Raw genomic sequence first — 19,864 nt, forward strand, 5'->3', positions numbered from 1 at the left:
GACATATTGCGTGAGCGCCGCAGTGGTACTCACCAGGATATGCATTTGGATATCAGGCAGCAAAAGTAATTAATAAATCAATGGCTGCTGTGCCGCAAAAAAAGCTGCTGTTAATGGACCACAAGGTCCTGGTCCTGCTGGCGATATACCGGCTTGCGCATCTGCTCGTACCAGTTTCTGACCAGCTCGTAGCAGGGAACCTCTATAAACCGGGTTACCAGGTGCGCCACCAAAATGCATAAGCCTACTGTCAGCACAAGAGCGGGATAAATGTTCAATCCAAGGTTGGTAGTTAGCTTTGAAATAATCTGCAATCCCACATATTGGTGAATGAGATACAGACAATAAGAGATCTTCCCAAGGAAGAACAGCGGACGCTGATTGATGAATTTCAGATTACCGGTCAGGAAAAGTGCGAAGATGATGTGAAACAATGTAATCGCGATGCAGTGCCCCAGAAATGAGATGTGGTATTGCGAGGTGCCGCCCTTATCATGCAGATAAAACGCCGCCGCTACACTGAAAACCATCAGTAGCAGATTCTGCCTGATGTTCTTGCCGCCATTCAGTCTAAAAAACAGGATTCCCGAGAAGAACAGCGGAAAGTGGTTCAGCAATTGGACCTTTTTGATCGCAAATGCATAAAAGCTGAGGTAGTATGCGCTGAAAAAATGAAATGCAATAATCGCAACGATCGTGAGTGCGCCAATTTTTTCCACACTTTTAAGCTTGTGTGAAATGAACACCGCAAGGATCCACAGATAGAATACAAGCTCCACTAATAAGGTCCAGTACGACCCGTCGAGGTCTTCCATACCGAAATAAGCAGCCGCCATGGTAGCATTTGCAAGTATGCGCGTGGGATTGATATTAAGTGGCTCTACAAGTACCGCGACGAAAGCGGTAATCAGCATACAGTACCAGAATGCGGGGTACAAACGTGCAAAACGTTTTACCACGAAATCCTGCCACTTTTTCGTATTTTCAATGGATTGAAAAATAACAAAGCCGCTGATCATGAAGAAAATATCAACCGCGGTAACGCCGTAGCTGAATTCCCAGCCCAGTAGCTGCTTGTTATTGTTGATCGAAAAGTGAAAAATGACAATACTTAGCGCCGCAAGCCCCCGTAATGAATCCAGTTCCGCAAACCGGTGTTTTTTGACCGTATTAAGGCCAGGAGTATAGTTAAACATAAACGCACGTCTCCCTGTGGAGCAGATTAAATATTGGGGAATATTTTACGCTGTTATATGAATTTACGCTGTTATACGAAAATGGTAAAAATTCCGGTGTTTTACAAAGGGGTCAGTGCTGAAAACTCGTGTTTATTTTTCTTGTAAGAGTATTTATATCAAATAGTTACAAACTTTTTTGAAATTCTCCTACAAGTAAAGCAACCCTGTCGTCTGTTCGCCCGTATTAGGGATAAAAAGCAAATAGCATGCCCGAGTATAACTCCGCCGTTCTTCATGAACTACTCGCCGGCTGTTTACAGAGAAACCGCCGAAGTCAGGAGCTGTTATATAAACAGTTCTACGGCTACGCCATGAGCATTTGTTTGCGCTATACACGCAGCCGGGAGGAGGCCAAAGAGATACTTAACGACTCTTTTTTTAAGGTTTTTACCAAGCTGGAAAGCTTTGATACGGAACGTTCATTCAAGACGTGGTTGAGCAGGATCATTATTAATACAGCACTTGACCATTACCGTCAGGAAATTCGGAGGGATGTATTTGAAAATGTGGAATTTGCGGAGAATGTGTCCGTAGATGAAACAGTTATCAGCCGCCTTTCTCACGAAGAGCTTATGGGTTTGATCCAGAAACTTACACCCTCCTACCGGGTTGTTTTCAGCTTATCGGTCATTGACGGCTATACACACGAAGAAATTGCAGAACAGCTGGGCATTTCGGTTGGGGCGTCAAAATCAAATTTGTCGCGTGCAAGAGAAAAACTAAGAGAAATGTTATCCAAAATCAATATTGACGATTATGATAGAGTTACCAGATGACGAACTGGACAAACTCTTCAGAAAGTCATCAGAAGAGTTTGATCCGCAGTATGATCCGGAAGATTGGAATAATCTAAGGAAGAAGCTTGACCAGCAGGATGGGCAGACGAGTGGATCATGGTTGAGAAAGTGGTGGCCGCTTGGCTTATTGCTGTTGCTGATCCCGGCAGGAATTGTGGGATACCTGTGGCGTGACAATGGAGCTCAGAGCGGAGATGCGAAGTTTGTAAATGTGGTACAGGATAGCGTAACAAGGAATTTGCCTGAAAAATCGGAACCGGCAGCAGCAATGCAACCGCCACTTACAAATGCAGATACATTAGCAGCAGCTCACACCAATGCAAATGCTGCTGAAACAGATAAAGAAGAAGTAAACGTTGAGAAAGGTACTGAGACAGAATTGAACAAAAATGCGAACAGGGTAGCGACAGGAAATCCTGAAAATACATTTGGTAAGCCACTCTCTCGATCAGATTTGAAAACTGCTGATGTAAAAAGCAGTCCATTATTGCCCCGGAGCCGATCTAAGGCAGGCGGAGTGTACTTAGAGCCTAACCGCTCAAAGACGGGAGGAGGCGACGGGGCTCTTATTTTATCAGAAACCGCATTAACCCAAAGAAAGAGAACGGGTGCGGATAATGGCGCTACCAACATCGCGGGCGAAGGCGCGCAAAGTGCGGCTGCAAAGCGAAATGTGAGCACCTTGTCGACGGATGAACAGGTAAATGCAGCCGGCAACGACAATGCCGGGGAGCGAATGCGGGTTGCTGCGGTCATGCTCGGAAACAGGCAGCCAAGCTGGAACAGTAAGCATTTGCAGCGGGAAGTAACCTTTGAAATGCCAGAAAAAGCACCGGCTCGTGTAGAGGAAAAGGAGGTAGTGCCGCAGGCAAAATGGGCGGTAAGATTTGGCTATTCGCCTGATTTGAGCACGGTTGGCGGTGAAAAGCTTACCAAGCCGGGAACCGCAGTATCAATGCTGGCTGAGCTGTCTGTGCTGCCCAGGCTCTTTGTTCAGACAGGGGCAGTGTGGAGCAGGAAAGACTACCGCGCTAATGCCGGCGACTACATTCTTAATCCCAAGTGGGGCTACTATACCAAGCCGGAGAGTATTGAGGGCGTTTGTAAAGTGCTGGAAGTTCCTTTGAACCTGAGATACGACATTGTTTCCGGCAGAAGGTCAAGGATTTTTGCCGGATCAGGCCTGTCATCTTACTATATGCGGGGCGAGAAGTATAAGTACAACTACGAGTATCCGAATGACCCGCACATCAAGTATAACGGGTGGCAAGGGAAAACAGGCTGGTACCTTTTCAGTCACCTGAATGCTTCTGCCGGATATGAATATAGGATGACAGATAAGCTCTCTCTTGTTGCCGAACCTTATGCAAGAATGCCGCTGAAAAGAGTGGGCTATGGGAAAGTGAACCTGTTCACTGCCGGCGCATGGATTTCAGTTCGCTATGTACCTGCATTCAGGTAAACCCGGAATTACCGATACCAAATCATAACTGCTAATTTAAATTTTAACTGTTCACCATGGAGACTACAAACCAAGAGAAAATGAAGCGGGGAGAGTTTTTGAGGAGTCTGGGACTGAGTACCTCAACGCTGATGGCATTTTATTGCATTGGTACAACAATGACAGCCTGCGGGTCGAGCAGCGAAGATGATCCCGCGCCGGTGGATCCGGTAGTTGACCCAAGCGGAATTTCCGGGAATACAACGGGCAATGCGATCAACTTCACGATTGATCTGACCAAAGTGAGCAACCTGAAAACGAAAGGCAAGTTCGAGATCATCGGAGATACCATCGTGGCATTTACCGAGGCGGGCACTTACGTGGCACTCGCAAGGAGATGCACGCACGAGGGTACCAATGTACAATACCGCCTGTCGCAAAATGACTTCTGGTGCCCGAATCACCAGTCTGAATTTTCAACAACCGGAGCTGTGGAGAACGGCCCTGCCACAACGGCACTCAAAACTTACAAGACCAGCCTGTCGACCGACGGCAACACTGTTACAGTTACCGCATAACATTCCTGATTTTATGAAAATGCTCCGCTTTGTACTACCGTTGGTGGTTTGTACAACAAACCTCTATGCTCAGGATGATCTGCTGAACGAACTTTCCAAACAGGATAGTGCGCAGCGGGTACCCGTCACGGCTACTTTCAAATCGACCCGCGTTGTGAATGGACACTCGGTGGAAACGATGAAAAAGAAGCACCTCGACTTCCGGATCTCACACCGTTTTGGCCGGCTGAACTCAGGCGCTTACCAATTTTTTGGTCTTGATCAGGCCACGATGCGAATGGGATTTGAATACGGCGTAACCGACGACTTCATGATCGGAGTGGGCCGCAGTACTTCCCAGAAGGTGTATGATTTTTTTGGAAAATATAAGTTGTTGAAGCAAAGTTCAGGCGCGCATTCCATTCCGGTTTCGGTTACTATTTTCGGAGGTACCGGCGTGGCAACTGTCAATAAGGAGCTCGAATTTCAGGATAAACTGTATTACTCCGCCCAGGTGCTGATCGCCCGCAAGTTTGGGGAAAGACTTTCGCTTCAACTATCACCCACTTATTTATTCAGAAACAAACCTGAAATAGCCGGCGATGAAAAGTTGCTGCTGGCTGTGGGGATAGGAGGCAGGTTCAAGCTTTCGAAACGCGTTTCGCTCAATGGAGAATACTTTTACACGGCCCGTGAGAAGAACACACGTGCTGCGCCTTACTATGATTCTATGTCTTTCGGAGTGGATATCGAGACGGGCGGACACGTTTTCCAGCTTCACTTTACCAACTCGCTCGGTATGATCGAAAAGCAGTTCATTGGTGAAACGACAGGTTCCTGGGGCAAGGGTGATATTCATTACGGGTTCAATATCTCGCGGACTTTCAGTTTTGATAAAAACAATAGAAGGTCGAAATCAACTGATCAATAACAAACTATGAAACAGCACATATTATGCGCGGTGTTCCTGACCGTGCTCGGGATCGCTATGTCATTCCCAAAGGCTTTTGCACAGGGAGGTAAGTTCTCGACTTCGGCTGGAAACACCCGTTTTTCATCGGAAACTCCTTTGGAAAACATCAATGCGGATAACAAGAAATGCCAGGCTATTTTGAATACGGCGAATGGAGAAATGGCGATCCGGATGAACATGCGCGACTTCGTTTTCCCTAATAAACTTATGCAGGAACACTTCAATGAGAATTACATTGAATCCGAAAAATACCCAACTGCTACATTCACAGGGAAAATCGATAATGCACCAGATTACGCCAAAAACGGCCAGTATGATGTTTCAGCGACTGGCAAGTTTACAGTGCACGGAGTTACCAAAGAGCGGACTTTGAAGGGTAAAATGAAAGTGGATGGAGATAAAATCACCATTACTTCCAATTTCGAAGTCCCGCTTACGGATCACAAAATCGAAGTCCCGCAGGTGGTTTTTGTCAAGATTGCGCAGGTAATCCAGGTGAAGACGGAGTACGTTTTAACAGCCGCTAAAAAGTGAAAGTTATCTTCTGCGTCGCTGGCGGGAAGATTTCTTTTTCCTGACCGGCGATTTCCGCACAGGCGCTTTTCTGACAATCGGTTTTTGAACCGGCTCTGCAATTTCCTCTTCTTCCAATTCCTCTTCGCTGGCAACCGGCGCATTCCCTGGTTCAGTAGTCGCTGTTGCATTGCTGCGTGATGTTTTTGAAGTGAACGGAAGCTGGGAGCTGAGGATCTGGTCGATATTGGAAGTGCTGTTGATCGCTTTCAGCCGGAAATTGTACGAATAGGTTTTGGCCGGAAGCAGGTAAGCTTCGTGTACCCTGGGCGACCAGCTGTCGTCGCCACCTAATCCCATTTGCGCAAGATCGATGTTTACGGTCGTGGAAGTGCCGCGCGCCAGAACAGCGGCGCGCTTTTTGGCTGCAAGCAAATCCTTGTCCGTATAGTCATGTACGTTGAAGTTGAAAGCCGAGTCGCTGGCCGCAAGTAAGCCGGTACCTTCTGCATTCACCACGGTTGCCCAGCGCACATTTGTTTTGTTTCCATTCTCCTGTGGGGTAATGTACGGAAAATGCTGATCGGCAACCGAGCCTGTGTATATACCTACTTTCCCGCTTGTTTTCCGGTCTGCATAAGTTTCGTGAGGACCGTTTCCATACCATTGGGTTTTGTTAAAAGCGGCGGGCATTTGCAGCTGAAATCCGACTTTAGCCAGCGGCGGCCACTCGCCCGTTGGCGTGAATGTGTTCTGTACGTAAATGTCCCCGGAGGTATATACAATGTACTCCGAACTCACCGCCATTTCTCCTTTGAGGCTTTTCAGTTTTTGGGTAAGGGTAACGCGGTAAGCTTGTGAAGTAAGGCGCTGGGTTTTGATATCGGCGGACGTAATTTCCAATGTATCCAACCCTGCATTGCGCCAGCGGCTGGCATAGCTTTCAGCGCCGCCGCCTTCGTCATTATCAGTGGGTACCCGCCAGAAATCAGGGAAAGGCCCCGCTTCCAGCATTTCCTCTTTTTTGTTTTTGAAAGAAATAATGCGGCCTGCATTCTTATCGAACGTAACCGAAAAATCGTCGCCGCTCAACTGAACGCGACCAGCGCTCAGCTGCACCACGCGCAATGGTCTTTCTCCATACAAATTCAGAACGGGAAGCTCCGGAGCTGGTTTCACAACAGGTACCTGGTGCCAGGCCACTTCATGGCCTTTCGCAGCCCAGAGCGCAGTATCCTTCAACCTCACACTCAGATTCAGAAAGTATTCGCTGTTTGGCTTTGGTGTGGCCGGCAGTTCGAATGGGATATTGATCTGCTGTTTCTGTCCCCCGGGGATATTCAGATTCGCTATCGTCCCGCCTTTTCCTATCGCCTTTCCATTCTCCTGTAAAGACCATACTAACTCGTAGCCGGCAAGTGACTGGAAATCGTATTTGTTTGCGATCGTCACCTGCGTTTGCCCGGGCCGCAAAGTGTCGGGTATTTCAAACTTAATATACTGATATACCTTTTTCACCTCACTTAATTCCGGCTGCGGGGTTCTGTCCGGATTCATCAGTCCGTCGCCTGCATTGGCGCCGTCGATGTAGTTGAAATAATCCCAGTAAACAGTTCCGTCAGGTCTTTTCAGCTGTAAACCCTGATCAACCCAATCCCAGATAAAGCCTCCCTGCATAGTTGGCGACTTCTCAATCAGATTCCAGTATTCGCTCAGGTTACCAATGCTGTTGCCCATTCCATGCGCGTATTCACACACAATAAGCGGCCGGGTCTTGTCTTTTTTGACCAGCTCCGTCATATCCTGAGTCGACGGATACATGACCGAAATAATATCAAAGCTGCTCAGTGTAGTGGGTTTGTAATCCTTTCTGCCTTCGTAATGAATAGGGCGCGTAGGATCGGCAAGGCGGATAAAGTCAGCCATTGATACAAAATTCTGCCCCATTCCCGATTCATTCCCCAGCGACCAGATGATGATCGAGGGGTGGTTTTTATCCCTTTCCACCATTGCATTTCCGCGCGCCAGAAATGCTGATTTCCATTGCGGGTTATCGTCGAGAATAATGTTCTGCCGCCAAAGTTCGTGGCTTTCAATATTGGCTTCGTCAATTACATACAATCCGTATTGATCGCAGAGATCGTACCATTCAGAAACATTGGGGTAATGCGAAGTGCGCACTGCATTGATATTGTGCTGCTTCATCAAAGTAATGTCCCTGATCATCGACTCGTGGCTGATCACGCGGCCGGTTTCAGGATCAAATTCGTGGCGGTTAACACCTTTGATCGTAATCGCTTTTCCATTGACCAGTAATTGTCCGCCCTTGATTTTCACATCCCGGAATCCCACGCGCTGACTTGCCGTTTCAAGTACCTTTCCGTCCGAATTCATCAGCTGCACGGTGAGGGTATATAGGTAAGGCGTCTCAGCGCTCCATTTAATGGGCGCAGCTACCGGTACATCCACCCGCACAGCACCCTCTTTGCCGGTTTCCAGGGTACCTACCATCTGGCTTACCGGCGTCGTAACAACCGATTTATTAGCATCGTACAGGGTGAATAATACCTGGTGTGCGTGGATTGCCTGTTCGCTGTAATTTTTAACATAGGCACTTAATTTCAGCGTTGCGTTTTCGTGGTTCGCGTCCAGGGTTGTTCTAACCGAATAGTCGGTGAGGATTACTTTTGGTAAAATCAATAAGTTGACGTCACGGAAAATACCTGAAAGGCGCCAGTAGTCCTGATCTTCGAGGTAACTTCCGTCCGACCAATTGATTACCTCTACGGCCAGGTGGTTGAGTCCGGGTTTTACATCTTCTGTTACGTCAAATTCAAACGGCGTCATACCGTCTTCGTGGTAACCGATTGCAACGCCATTCAGCCACACATAGCAAGCCGACTGTACGCCGCCGAATTGCAGGAATATCTGCTTATCCTTATGATCTGCCGCAACCGTGAACGTAGTCCGGTACATACCTACCGCATTGGTATCAGCCGTAATGCGCGGCGGAGTTGCTTTAAATGGATGTTTGATATTGGAAAAAATCGGGCGATCGTATTTACGGCCCTCCAGCGCGCCCACTACCTGCCAGTTGGACGGAACGGGGATATTATCCCAGCTGGCATCAGACATCTTTGGATCAAAGAAATTAAGCTGTGCTTTCGAAGGATGTGACGCCCATTTGAACTTCCAGGTACCATTCAGTGACTGGACAAACGGTGATTTCTTGCTCATCGTCAACGCACTCTTTTCATCTGGGTAAGGCGTGAAGTCGGCGTGGGGCTTTTCTGTATTAATGCTGATCACCTGCGGATCCTGCCATTCCGGAATTGCCTGAGCGCTTGCTTCGGATAAAAAGCAGGTATTTAGAAGGAGGATTATACAGGTGCAAAAGCGGGTATAAAAAGACATGTTTATCCAGGTAGATATAGGTATGTGCTTGCCGGGTCCGGCCAGTTTGATCGATTCTTTTTTTGATAAAATTATAGATAATCAAAAAGAAACAGATGTTAAAGCTGGGAATGATCTGGTTTTATTTGAATAATGTCTTTATTTGCTCCGACACGTAAATGATCTTTTCATGCTGTTAGCGGTAGATGTCGGCAACACCGACACGGTTTTCGGACTTTATCAATTTGGCTCCTGGGAGCATCTCTGGCGAATGCGGTCGCTGCCGCAGGAAAGTGAGTCGCATTATGAATCCAGGCTGCGGCTGCATTTCCTGGAAGCGGGACTCTGGTTTGGCGATATGGAAACGGTAGTGCTGAGCAGCGTTGTGCCCGCATTAACGCCCGTAATTTTGAAAATGCTGCGGTCACTGTTTGGAGAGGATATCATTGTAGTCGGTCCGGACATTTATCCTGATCTTGAAATACAAATCGACCACCCGCACGAGATAGGGGCAGACCTGATCGCCAATGCAGTGGCTGTAAGATCACGGTACCAGCAAAATTGTGTCGTCGTGGATTTTGGCACTGCGCTCACATTTACTACCGTGTCCAAAGACAGCAAGATCCTGGGCGTAGCCATTTTGCCCGGTCTTGTCACAGCAGTGAAAGCGCTGTTTGCAAACACAGCCCAACTGCCCGAAGTACCGCTTGTGCTTCCTTCCACGGCGATTGGGAAAAACACTACCGAGGCGATCCAGGCAGGTATATTATTGGGTTATGAGGGATTGGTAAAGTCTTTGATCAGCCGCATTCGTGAAGAACTTGGCGGTGAATGCATTGCCGTGGCAACAGGCGGGCTTTCGTCCATTATCGAAACCCTGAAAGATGAATTTGTTGAAATTGACAATAAGCTTACGCTCGACGGGCTGCGTGTGATTGGCGAAAAAGTGAGGGGCTAGGCTTTGAAAATGCCTGTTTCTATTAACCTTAAATCTTGTACGGATTGGTTGTAGATGTACGTCCAGCATTCAAGACAGTTTCCATTCGGCAAATGCACAGGTATCTTTATTCTGAGGTATAAACTTGCCGCTTCGTTTTCCAAAACATCTTCATATTCGTCGAGCTCACGCAGTATCTCCGGCGATGTCAGCTGGAAAATTTCCCCATAAACTTTCGATGTACTGTCAGGCGTGAAAATTGCGCCGGGATACCACTCCACCTGGTATAAAAGTCCATAAAAAAAGCCTTCATCAATGAACAGCGAATGTGCGTGCAGCATTTGCGCAACCGGATTTTTGAACCCGTTTTTCAAAGTTCCGTAAGTAAACAGATAGGGTAGCTCTTCCATTGATTTGTGACTTAAAATCGTCTGTTTTTGGCAATAAATTTTAGAACTTTTCCATTTTGAATATATACGCGAACCAAATGTAGTTACATATCGAGTGTATTTTTTTTATATTTACATGTAAGCCGTTCATCTAATTCATATAAAAGTTATGTACGAAAAAAATCTTGGTACAAAACAAAAAGCGTTAAGAATCAATCTTGATCGCAGGATTTATGGCTCTTTTGCGGAGATCGGGGCAGGGCAGGAAACAGCAGCATATTTTTTTAAGGCAGGAGGCGCATCGGGGACAGTTGCCAAAACGATGTCAGCCTATGATATGACTTTCAGCGATGCAATTTACGGTACGGAAGAGGGTGGAAGATATGTGGTAGAATCGCGATTGATGAAAATGCTGAATCGCGAATATAATCTTGTAGAAAAGCGACTTTCTGAGAAACGTGGCGCTGACAGCCAGTTCTTTGCATTTGCTAACACAGTTGTTGCATTGAACTTCCAGAAGACCAACGAGTCGCACGGCTGGATCGGTCTGCAGTTTCAGCTAACGCCCATGGGGCCCACCAACTATGTTGTTATCCACGTCCGCATGCGCGACGATGAAAATATACTTCAGCAGCAGGCACTCGGAATTATCGGAGTGAACCTGATGTATGGCTGCTTCTTTTATTATAAATCTCCTGAAACACTGCTGCTTTCACTGATGGACGATCTGACAACGGATCGCATTGAAATAGATATGGTACGTTTCAGCGGGCCGGACTTTGCGAAGGTTGATAACCGGCTGATGAGTCTGCGGCTTGTAAAAAACGGGTTTACGGACGCTGCATTGTTCGGTAGCGACGGCGGTGTTTTGCAGCCCTCGGAAGCTTTGTACAAAAAGCACATTCTGATGATGCGCGGCCGGTTACGTCCGATCACCAATGTGCATATCGACCTGATCAGCAATGGACAAAAGCAGTTTCTCGCCGAGCCTGATGTGGACGAGTCCAAGGTTGTACTGATATCCGAGCTCACGCTGCACAACCTGAAAGCCGGCGACCGGGATATCGACGAAAAGGATTTTCTTGACAGGGTGGATATTTTGTGTTCGTTGGGGCACATGGTAATGATATCAAACCACCACGAATATTACAGGCTGGTGGCTTATCTTTCCAGACTTACCAAGCTGAAAGCCGGCTTGCTGCTAGGTAGTCCGAGCTTGCAGGATATTTTTGAGGAGAAGCATTATGAATTCCTCCCGGGCGGCATTCTCGAATCTTTTGCCACGCTGTTCAGCCGCAAAGTGAAGCTGTTTATTTACCCCACATTACAGCCCGACGGATCGGTTTACAGTTGCGAAAACTTCGTGGTACCTGCGCATTTGCAACCTCTTTTCCAGTATCTGATCATCAATGATAAAATTGAGGATATCCGGAACTACAATAAGGAGCACATGCACATTACTACGGACAGTGTACTTGAAAAGATCAAGCGCGGCGAGCCCGGCTGGGAAAAGCTCGTTCCTGAGAATGTAGCGCATATCATCAAAGAGAAATCACTTTTCGGGCTGCCGAATGAGGATAACTACATAGATACCGTCAAACAGATCCACCAGGCTGTGGGTAATTTGTGACAATGAAGTAACTAACTTCAAAATCAGGCTTTTGGCTAAAAGCATTTTTGCAATGGCCAAAATCCTGAATCCTCCCACTACATTCTTTGGCAGGCTCCGCTATCTCGGGCCTGGTTTTATCCTGTCCGCCGCCATCGTTGGCTCCGGCGAGCTTATCGCCACTACTGCATTAGGGGCAAAGGCAGGCTTTGTCATGTTCTGGATTATCATTCTCAGTTGTTTGGCAAAGGTTGCCTTACAGCTCGAATTCGGTAAGAACGCAATCTATTCAGGCACTTTCATCATGCATAACTTCAACCAGCTGCCTGGATTGAGGCTTGGAAAGGCACATTGGAGTATCTGGCTGTGGCTCTCGCTGCAAGGCTTGAAACTGTTACAGGTAGGTGGCATTGTAGGTGGAGTTGCGATTGTGCTGCACATGGCGTGGCCTGGTATACCTGTTAATGCGTGGGCGGTGATCTCTGTTCTGCTAACCTCTTTTTGGGTGTACAAAGGGAATTATAGCGTAGTTGAAAAAGGCTCGCTGGTAATGATTATGCTATTTACCTCCGTCATACTGATCTCCCTCTTCCTATTACAGGATACGCAATACGCCATTAAATGGCCGGATATCCAAAGCGGACTTGAATTCACACTTCCCGCAGGAATGGTCGCAGCTGCATTCGGTGCATTCGGCATTACGGGAGTCGGCGGCGACGAAATTATGTACTACAACTATTGGTGCATTGAAAAAGGCTACGCAGCTTATTCCGGTCCAAACGACAACAGCAGGGAATGGAGCGAGCGGGCAAAAGGCTGGTTTGATGTCATGTATCTGGATGCTGTTTTGTCGATGGTCGTATATACCATCGTCACTGCGGCTTTTTACTTGCTGGGAGCAGCAGTTTTGCACAGTCAGGGTAATGTTCCGGAAGGATATAAGATGGTTGAAACATTGTCCGGGATATTCACTGAGACACTGGGCCCCTGGGCTAAGAACCTCTTTTTGGTCGGCGCATTCTTTGTCTTGTACTCAACCCTTTTTACTGCAACTGCCAGCTGGGCGCGTGTTTGGGGTGACGCTTTCGGACAACTGGGCTGGATAAAATTTGATACTGAAGCCAGTCAGCGTAAAACAATTGGTATTCTATCCTGGGCTTTGCCTGTTGTCTGGTGCGTGTTATTTCTATTTTTTCAATCGCCTGTCATGATGGTAACACTGGGCGGCATTGCTACCTCTGTTTTGCTGCTGCTTATTGTTTACGTATCCCTCGTGTTCCGATTCCGTGATTTGCCGGGTGCATTAAAGCCCTCGCTGCTGTACGATGCTTTTTTCTGGGTCAGTGTGGTTTCTATTCTGACGGTAAGTGCATATGGGATCATACAAATCATGTAAAGTAATAGTACCAAAGTAGCAATCAATCGTACTTCTCATTAGCATTAATCCAAAAAGCAATTGCGCATTTATTGATCTTTTGTAGTCAGAAATATTATAAGGTAATCTGGTCTTAAACTCTTGAATATGAAAAACGAAAATGAAGTTTCCAGGAGGGATTTTATCAAGAATTCAACAGGTGCGGCTGTTGCATTATCGATCCCTTACATTGTGCCGGCAAGTGCATTCGGTGCAAATGACCGTGTGAGAGTAGCTGTTTTGGGTGTTAATGGAAGAGGAAAGAGCCACATAGCCGGTTTCAACGACCTGGCCAATGTGGAGGTAGCTACTTTGTGTGATCCTGACAACAATGTTGTGCAGCTGAGAGCCAAGGAATTTGCAGAAAAGACGGGTAAGAAGGTCAAGACAGAAAATGACCTGCGGAAGGTTTTTGAAGATAAATCCATTGATGCAGTAAGTATCGCGACGCCCAATCACTGGCACGCACTGGCTGCTATATGGGCCTGCCAGGCCGGGAAGGATGTATATGTGGAAAAGCCGGGTTCGCACAATCTTCATGAGGGGCGCAAACTGGTAGAAGCCGCGCATAAGTACAAACGTGTTGTGCAGCACGGAGTTCAGCTGCGCAGTTCGGTGGCATTGCAGGAAGCTGTAAAACACTTGCGCGACGGGTTGATCGGGAAAGTATATATGGCGAGAGGGCTGGTTTACAAATGGCGGCCGGATATTGGTGATAAAGGAACTGAGGCGATTCCCGCGGGATTAAACTACGATTTGTGGACAGGACCTGCCGAAATGAAGCCGTTTTCAAAAAACTACGTGCATTATGACTGGCACTGGCATTGGAACTATGGGAATGGAGATATTGGCAATCAGGGAATCCACGAAACGGATATGTGCATGTGGGGACTGGGGGTAGATACATTTCCCGAAAAAATCACCTCTTCCGGAGGCAAGTTTTTGTGGAACGATGCGAAGGAAACACCCGAGCTGCTGACTTCATCTTTCGTTTATCCGAAAGAGAAAAAGATGATCGAGTTTGAAGTACGTCCCTGGATGACAAACGATGAAGGCGGCGCGGGGATCGGCAATATCTTCTATGGATCTGAGGGTTACATGGTTGTGAAAGGCTACGATTATTATGAGACATTTTTGGGAAAAGAGAAGAAGCCCGGACCGACCCGCAAAGCAGGTGGAGATCATTACAAGAACTTCATTGACGCTGTGGTAGCGAAAGACCGGAAACTGTTGAATGCCCCTGTGGAGACGGCTCACTTATCATCCGGGCTCGCACACTTGGGAAACATTGCCTACCGAACAGGAAAAGCGTTGACCTTTGATCCAAAAACCGAGAAGTTCATTGGAGACGAAGACGCTAACAAGCTGCTGACGAGGAATTACCGCGCACCTTATTCGCTGCCAGCGGTGGTTTGAAATCTCAATGTATTTTCCGGTGGATAATCGATAAATGGTCCAAGATCATGTATTCTGATTTAAGTTTTATAATTGACTAACTTGCATTTACATGAACTTTAAACCGGAAGTACACACATGCAGCATCAGGAAATCGACAGGTACCTTTCAAATGCGAAGGAGATATTAACTACAAAGGCAAGGAAAGAAGGGAGCGAGTACCACGATATCAAATACGTTCAAATGGCATCGGGAACAGCCTACAATGCGGCATTGATGATCGCGGATGAATATCTGAAACGTAAAGAAGGGAGTAAATTTGTCAAGCCGAAAAGCATTGAAGATTACAGATGCAGGCTGAGGAAATATAACAAAACACTGCTCTCGTATCTGAATGAAGCCTACGATACGCTTCATCTCGCAGGATACTACCACGGAACTCCTTCTGTGAGGACGATCAGGGAAGGTATGGATGCAGCTTACAAGATGCTGGCAATAATCAGTTAAGACTACGCTATTAAAGCAAAACGCCGGCCAAGGGAACTTAGCCGGCGTTTTGCTTTGTATTGTATTCAGTTTCAAAGCGACTTAAAGTCGAATGTTTCAAGGTATTTCGTAGTGAAATTCCCTGATTTGAAACCCGGATCGTCCATCAATTTGATATGGAATGGGATAGTCGTTTTTATTCCTTCTATCACAAACTCCTGCAATGCTCGCTTCATACGGGTAAGTACTTCTTCACGTGACTGCCCGCTGACGATCAGCTTGGCGATCATTGAATCGTAGTTTGGAGGAATGGTGTAGCCGCTGTAAACGTGGCTGTCAATCCTCACCCCGTGACCACCTGGAAAATGTAAGTTCGTGATTTTTCCCGGCGCTGGTCTGAACCCGTTTGCAGGATCTTCTGCATTGATGCGGCACTCCATTGCGTATAGCTTCGGAGTATAGTTTTGTCCTGAAATCGGGTAACCTGCGGCAACTTTGATCTGCTCTTTGATCAGGTCGAAATCAGTTACTTCCTCTGTAATCGGGTGCTCTACCTGGATACGGGTATTCATTTCCATAAAATAGAAATCACCGTGCTTGTCGACCAGGAACTCGATTGTTCCAGCACCTTCATATCCGATTGCCTGTGCGCCCTTGATCGCAGCGGCTCCCATTTGTTCACGCAATTCAGGCGTAATAATAGGCGACGGAGTTTCTTCCACCAGCTTTTGGTGGCGACGTTGAATAGAACAATCACGCTCGGATAAGTGACAAACCTTACCGAACTGATCTCCGATTATCTGAATTTCAATGTGTCGGGGCTCTTCAACGAATTTTTCGAGATACAAGCCGTCGTTTCCAAATGCAGCTGCGGATTCTGTACGTGCATCGTTCCAGGCTTTCTCGAATTCATCGGGCTTGTTGATAATCCGCATCCCTCGTCCGCCGCCACCGGCAGTAGCTTTAATGATAACCGGATATCCGATCCCTTCTGCAAGCTTTTTACCTTGTTCAATCGATTCCAGCAAACCTTCGGATCCGGGAACAACAGGTACGCCGGCCTGGATCATGGTTGCTTTTGCAGTGGCTTTATCGCCCATACCATTGATCTGGGCGGCTGTTGCACCGATGAACTTGATGCCATAATCCGCACATATCTGCGAGAATTCGGCATTTTCAGATAAGAATCCGTAGCCCGGGTGAATTGCGTCAGCACCGGTTACTTCGGCAGCAGATATGATATTTTGAATGCTCAGATACGACTGACGACTTGGGGGAGGACCAATACAAACGGCCTCGTCAGCAAATCTTACATGGAGGCTGTCCCTGTCAGCAGTAGAGTAAACAGCTACCGTTTTAATGCCCATTTCACGGCAGGTCCTGATAACCCGCAGGGCTATTTCGCCCCGGTTGGCAATGAGTATCTTTTTAAACATAAAATCAATTTGGTTTTGCAGACCGTCTCTCGCCTTAGGCGGGCTCTACAATAAATAGAGGTTGGTCGAATTCAACAGGCGTAGCGTTTTCAACAAGAACTTTCACGATTTTACCTGAAATTTCAGATTCAATTTCGTTAAAAAGCTTCATTGCTTCAATCACACAAACGACTTTGCCTGGTTTGATTTCATCGCCGATACTTACAAATGCGGGGGTATCAGGGCTGGATGCGCGGTAGAATGTACCGATCATCGGGGACTTAATTGTTATCAGATTGGAAGAGCCGGACTCTGCCTGAGCAGTTGGTTCAGTCTGTGCAGAATGCGTTACTGCAGTTGTAGGTACCGGAGGCGCAGTTGTAGGAGCGGCAGTTACTGCGGCAGGCACAGAAGTAGGCGATGCTGCAGGAGCCGAACCGTAACGTTTTACCTTGATCTTAAGATCGGTAGTTTCAATATTCACTTCATCAAGTCCCGACTGGGCAATGAAGTCAATCAATTTCTGGATTTCTCTGGTTTCCATTTATTCAAATTTAAACTGTGGTGATCTCAACCTCAAAGGCTTGATAATAAGCAACTCGCAAAGGCCATTTACCTCACAGATTTCAAAAAGTTATGATTTTACTCTTTCTACGTAATCGTAAGTACGGGTGTCCACTTTGATCTTCTGGCCTTCCTCAATAAAAAGTGGTACCATGATCCGGGCTCCTGTTTCGACTTCAATTGCTTTCTTCGGCGAGTTGGCAGTATCGCCTTTCAGGCCGGGTTCTGAGTAAGTTACTACCAGCTCGACAAACGGAGGCAGCTCGCAAAGTAAAGCAACGTCGTTTTCTGTGTTGATGAGGATTTCGACCTCCTGGCCTTCTTTCATCAAATCCGCATTTGTAACCAGCTTCTCATCGATCAAAACCTGGTCAAATGTTTCAGCATTCATGAAGTTATATCCAACCTCATCTTTATATAAATACTGGAATTTATGTCTTTCAACACGTACCGGTGTAATACCCGCGCCGGAAGAGAAGGTGTTATCCAGTACTTTTCCGGTAGTAAGGCTTTTCAACTTGGTGCGGACAAATGCATTGCCTTTCCCTGGCTTCACATGTTGAAATTCAATCACCTGGAAAAGATCATGGTTGAAATCTATCACCAATCCGTTGCGCAAATCTGCAGTAGTTGCCATATAATCAAAAATTAATATTAAAGTCTGTATTCGGGGTAACCTATTTCGGATCGTAAGCCCATTTCAGATAAATCGAGCCCCAGGTAAAACCGCCGCCAAATGCAGCGAGAATAAGATTGTCCCCTTTTTTGAGTTGTGATTCGTAGTCCCAGAGACAGAGCGGGATTGTAGCAGCAGTGGTGTTACCGTACTTCTGGATATTCACCATCACTTTCTCCATTCCTACACCCATTCTGTTAGCTGTGGCTTCGATAATGCGCCTGTTGGCCTGGTGTGGTACCAGCCAGTTTACATCGGGACCTTTCAAGCCGTTGCGGTCCATGATCTCAGCTGAAACGTCAGCCATGTTTGTAACGGCAAACTTGAATACCTGTGCACCGTCCTGAAAAACAAAATGCTGGCGTTTTTCAATAGTTTCGTGAGTAGGCGGAAAGCGGCTTCCTCCTGCTTTTTGGTTCAGGTATGGATACCCTGCACCATCGGACCGGATGATTGAATCCTTAATGCCATTACCTTCTGAATTGGGTTCCAGCAAGACAGCGCCCGCACCGTCACCAAACAAGATGCAAGTCTTCCTGTCGGTATAATCCACGATTGCGGACATTTTATCAGTACCAACAACGATGACCTTTTTATATTTTCCGGTCTCAATGAATTGCGAGCCGAGTGTCAATGCATATAAAAATCCGGAGCACGCGGCCTGAATATCGAAGCTTCCTACATTGCGGATGCCCACCATATCGCAGATCAGGTTAGCTGTGCAGGGGAATATGAAATCAGGGGTAGTTGTAGCGCAGATTAACAGATCAATTTCTGCGGGTGCGGTGCCTGTTTTTGCCAACAAACCTCTCACAGCCTCAGCACCCATATGTGAACTTCCCAAGCCTTCTCCTTTCAGAATACGCCTTTCTTTAATACCCGTTCGACTTACAATCCATTCATCGTTCGTCGCAACCATTGTTTCCAACTCGGCATTCGTCAAAATATAATCAGGCACATACCCTTGTATTCCTGTTATAGAGGCTTTTATATGGGTCATGATAAATTAACTATTCAAAATCCGAATAGGTTTTGGTAAAAAGGACAGTTGCTGTTTAATCATAGGTGGTTCCGACTAACTCAGTGCTTGTGAAATATGCAAATATGCTTTGGACTTAACCTGTTTGTAAGCCCAGCCAACCATGTTCTTGATTGCCAGCGGAGACGAAATTCCATGAGCGATCATGACATTTCCGTTAACACCTATGATAGGACTGCCTCCGATTGATTCGTAGTTCGTCTGGTCGATAAAATCATCCTGAAATCCTCTTTTTTTGGAGATTTCGTACAGAGATTCACCCAGTTTAAACAATATATTGCCGGTGAAGCCATCAGTTACGATGACGTCGGCTTTGTTTGTGAAGAGATCTTTCCCTTCTATGTTTCCTATAAAATTAATGCGCTTGTTTTGTTGAAGGAGGGGGTAGGTCGCCTGAGATGTGAGCGAGCCTTTTTGTTCTTCTTCGCCGATGTTCATTAAAGCAACCCTCGGGCGCTCTATCTGAAAGGTGTACTGCGCAAATATGGAGCCGATTTCACCAAACTGAGCCAGTACTTCGGGTTTACAATCTGCATTGGCACCGATATCAAGCATAATGGAATGGCCGCCACCTACCTGCGGTACAAAGCCGGCAATAGCGGGTCTTAAGATTCCTTCAATTGACTTAATGCTAAAAAGGGCGCCAACGTGCATAGCTCCCGTATTCCCTGCACTGCAGAAAATGTCAACTTCTTTTTCCTTCAGAAGCTTGAATCCAACTCCGATGCTGGAATTGGGTTTTTGAGAAAGGGCTTTCGTAGGATGCTCGCCCATTTCAATCACATCTTCTGCGTGAACAACGTCAACATTAGAAGGGGTGAAATTGTGTTGATTGAATATCTCCCAAATCACATTTTCACGTCCGATTAAAACGATTCGCGCCTCGGATGGTAGCTCAGAAGAGGCTTGGATAACCCCTTCAACAATTGCATGTGGAGCTAAATCTCCCCCCATAGCATCTACCGCAATTTTCATTTACACGCTGTTATTTTAGACAAATAAGTTAGAACTCGAAGGTGTAAATTTAG

General features: G+C 46.7%; 18 protein-coding genes. 10 read left to right on the forward strand and 8 right to left on the reverse strand.

Annotated features, from left to right (window positions below; genetic code table 11):
- Nucleotides 1-110 precede the first annotated feature (110 nt).
- A complete protein-coding gene (locus ASG33_RS01675) occupies nucleotides 111-1,196 on the reverse strand; it encodes an acyltransferase (RefSeq protein ID WP_056279636.1) in 1,086 nt (361 codons plus the stop codon).
- Nucleotides 1,197-1,444: 248 nt separating this feature from the next.
- Here ASG33_RS01675 and ASG33_RS01680 point away from each other — a divergent pair, with 248 nt between their 5' ends.
- The 5 genes from ASG33_RS01680 to ASG33_RS01700 are packed head-to-tail and all read left to right on the forward strand — an operon-like array spanning nucleotide 1,445 to nucleotide 5,540.
- Nucleotides 1,445-2,014, forward strand: coding sequence for an RNA polymerase sigma factor (locus ASG33_RS01680; RefSeq protein WP_056279638.1), 570 nt, complete (start codon nucleotides 1,445-1,447; stop codon nucleotides 2,012-2,014).
- A complete protein-coding gene (locus ASG33_RS01685) occupies nucleotides 1,995-3,497 on the forward strand; it encodes a hypothetical protein (RefSeq protein ID WP_056279640.1) in 1,503 nt (500 codons plus the stop codon). The genes ASG33_RS01680 and ASG33_RS01685 overlap by 20 nt, the downstream gene beginning before the upstream one ends.
- Nucleotides 3,498-3,553: 56 nt before the next feature.
- Nucleotides 3,554-4,054 carry a ubiquinol-cytochrome c reductase iron-sulfur subunit gene (locus ASG33_RS01690; RefSeq protein ID WP_056279642.1) on the forward strand — a complete coding sequence of 167 codons (501 nt, stop codon included), beginning with the start codon at nucleotides 3,554-3,556 and terminating at the stop codon, nucleotides 4,052-4,054.
- Nucleotides 4,055-4,067: 13 nt separating this feature from the next.
- Nucleotides 4,068-4,964 (forward strand): DUF5777 family beta-barrel protein, encoded by an 897-nt coding sequence (locus ASG33_RS01695; protein WP_056279644.1) that lies wholly within the window; start codon nucleotides 4,068-4,070, stop codon nucleotides 4,962-4,964.
- A gap of 6 nt (nucleotides 4,965-4,970) precedes the next feature.
- On the forward strand, nucleotides 4,971-5,540 hold the full coding sequence (locus tag ASG33_RS01700) for a YceI family protein (RefSeq protein WP_082489057.1): 570 nt from the start codon (nucleotides 4,971-4,973) through the stop codon (nucleotides 5,538-5,540).
- Between the two features lie 3 nt (nucleotides 5,541-5,543).
- Here the strand turns inward: ASG33_RS01700 and ASG33_RS01705 are convergent, their stop codons facing one another.
- Entirely contained in the window at nucleotides 5,544-8,933 is a 3,390-nt protein-coding gene (locus ASG33_RS01705) for a glycoside hydrolase family 2 TIM barrel-domain containing protein (RefSeq protein WP_056279648.1), read from the reverse strand.
- A gap of 169 nt (nucleotides 8,934-9,102) precedes the next feature.
- Here ASG33_RS01705 and ASG33_RS01710 point away from each other — a divergent pair, with 169 nt between their 5' ends.
- Nucleotides 9,103-9,870 carry a type III pantothenate kinase gene (locus ASG33_RS01710; RefSeq protein ID WP_056279650.1) on the forward strand — a complete coding sequence of 256 codons (768 nt, stop codon included), beginning with the start codon at nucleotides 9,103-9,105 and terminating at the stop codon, nucleotides 9,868-9,870.
- Here the strand turns inward: ASG33_RS01710 and ASG33_RS01715 are convergent.
- Nucleotides 9,867-10,259, reverse strand: a complete 393-nt coding sequence (locus tag ASG33_RS01715) for a gamma-glutamylcyclotransferase (RefSeq protein ID WP_056279652.1) — start codon at nucleotides 10,257-10,259, stop codon at nucleotides 9,867-9,869. The genes ASG33_RS01710 and ASG33_RS01715 overlap by 4 nt on opposite strands.
- A gap of 148 nt (nucleotides 10,260-10,407) precedes the next feature.
- Here ASG33_RS01715 and ASG33_RS01720 point away from each other — a divergent pair, with 148 nt between their 5' ends.
- From ASG33_RS01720 to ASG33_RS01735, 4 genes are all read left to right on the forward strand, one after another.
- Entirely contained in the window at nucleotides 10,408-11,868 is a 1,461-nt protein-coding gene (locus ASG33_RS01720) for a hypothetical protein (RefSeq protein WP_056279654.1), read from the forward strand.
- Nucleotides 11,869-11,920: 52 nt separating this feature from the next.
- Complete coding sequence (locus tag ASG33_RS01725; protein WP_056279656.1) at nucleotides 11,921-13,243, forward strand: Nramp family divalent metal transporter; 1,323 nt, start codon at nucleotides 11,921-11,923, stop codon at nucleotides 13,241-13,243.
- 126 nt (nucleotides 13,244-13,369) lie between these two features.
- Entirely contained in the window at nucleotides 13,370-14,677 is a 1,308-nt protein-coding gene (locus ASG33_RS01730; RefSeq protein WP_056279658.1) for a Gfo/Idh/MocA family protein, read from the forward strand.
- Nucleotides 14,678-14,794: 117 nt separating this feature from the next.
- A complete protein-coding gene (locus ASG33_RS01735; protein WP_056279660.1) occupies nucleotides 14,795-15,163 on the forward strand; it encodes a DUF5618 family protein in 369 nt (122 codons plus the stop codon).
- A gap of 71 nt (nucleotides 15,164-15,234) precedes the next feature.
- Here the strand turns inward: ASG33_RS01735 and accC are convergent, their stop codons facing one another.
- The 5 genes from accC to plsX form a co-directional block, all read right to left on the reverse strand.
- On the reverse strand, nucleotides 15,235-16,578 hold the full coding sequence (gene accC, locus ASG33_RS01740) for an acetyl-CoA carboxylase biotin carboxylase subunit (protein ID WP_056279663.1): 1,344 nt from the start codon (nucleotides 16,576-16,578) through the stop codon (nucleotides 15,235-15,237).
- Between the two features lie 34 nt (nucleotides 16,579-16,612).
- The gene (gene accB, locus ASG33_RS01745) at nucleotides 16,613-17,101 is read right to left on the reverse strand and encodes an acetyl-CoA carboxylase biotin carboxyl carrier protein (protein WP_056279665.1); all 489 of its coding nucleotides are present in this window, start codon (nucleotides 17,099-17,101) and stop codon (nucleotides 16,613-16,615) included.
- A gap of 90 nt (nucleotides 17,102-17,191) precedes the next feature.
- The gene (gene efp, locus ASG33_RS01750) at nucleotides 17,192-17,758 is read right to left on the reverse strand and encodes an elongation factor P (protein WP_056279667.1); all 567 of its coding nucleotides are present in this window, start codon (nucleotides 17,756-17,758) and stop codon (nucleotides 17,192-17,194) included.
- 40 nt (nucleotides 17,759-17,798) lie between these two features.
- Entirely contained in the window at nucleotides 17,799-18,797 is a 999-nt protein-coding gene (locus tag ASG33_RS01755; protein WP_056279669.1) for a beta-ketoacyl-ACP synthase III, read from the reverse strand.
- A 75-nt stretch (nucleotides 18,798-18,872) separates the two neighbouring features.
- A complete protein-coding gene (plsX, locus tag ASG33_RS01760; protein ID WP_056279671.1) occupies nucleotides 18,873-19,811 on the reverse strand; it encodes a phosphate acyltransferase PlsX in 939 nt (312 codons plus the stop codon).
- Nucleotides 19,812-19,864 lie beyond the last annotated feature (53 nt).

The organism is Dyadobacter sp. Leaf189 (genome assembly GCF_001424405.1).
Lineage (GTDB): Bacteria > Bacteroidota > Bacteroidia > Cytophagales > Spirosomataceae > Dyadobacter.